The following is a 534-nucleotide window of genomic DNA, read 5'->3' on the forward strand; positions in this document are numbered from 1 at the left end:
TTTCCTCCCCCGTAAACATAGCCGTTCGGAGTAATTCAAGGTACTGTTTCAAGGTCTACTCCTCACCGTAAGGATATGGGGTCGCGATCTTGAACAAAGCAACAAACCCCTCAAACATGGCGTACTTACTCGTACTACTCAGATAGGGCATATCCTTCAAGGCTACGGTCATCATCTTTGTGGCTAAGATCCATGCCCTATACGTATGAAAATGGAGCGGTATGATATTCACCACAACTCCATCACCATCCCTAAAATAAAATCCCGCAAAGTAATCGCTATCCGCGGTTTCCCGATCTCCAATTATCTTCATGACCATACTCACACAGCCTATCGGAACAGCGATATCAAAATCTGAATCCGCCCGCGCGGTTCCATATGCTTGGGATCCAGTAACTGTGCCGTACTTAAGCACCTCTGTGCGGATAACGTTTTTACCAAGTCGTGGCAATTCAGCCTCATCGAAAGGATAAGTCATTGTTTGTACTCCATTAACTTTCTAGCCATACCAGCGAGCATCTCATCCGATTTGCT

Annotated in this window: 1 protein-coding gene; it reads right to left on the minus strand. The window is 45.9% G+C overall.

Annotated elements, in window-relative coordinates:
* Positions 1–55 precede the first annotated feature (55 nt).
* On the minus strand, positions 56–478 hold the full coding sequence (locus E4680_RS13970) for a nucleotidyltransferase family protein (RefSeq protein ID WP_135283038.1): 423 nt from the start codon (positions 476–478) through the stop codon (positions 56–58).
* Positions 479–534: the final 56 nt, after the last annotated feature.

Source organism: Candidatus Macondimonas diazotrophica (assembly GCF_004684205.1).
GTDB lineage: Bacteria > Pseudomonadota > Gammaproteobacteria > UBA5335 > UBA5335 > Macondimonas > Macondimonas diazotrophica.

Coding starts and splice junctions, on each gene's coding strand:
- E4680_RS13970 (WP_135283038.1), bottom strand. CDS start 478: ATGACTTATCCTTTCGATGAGGCTGAATTGCCACGACTTGGTAAAAAC.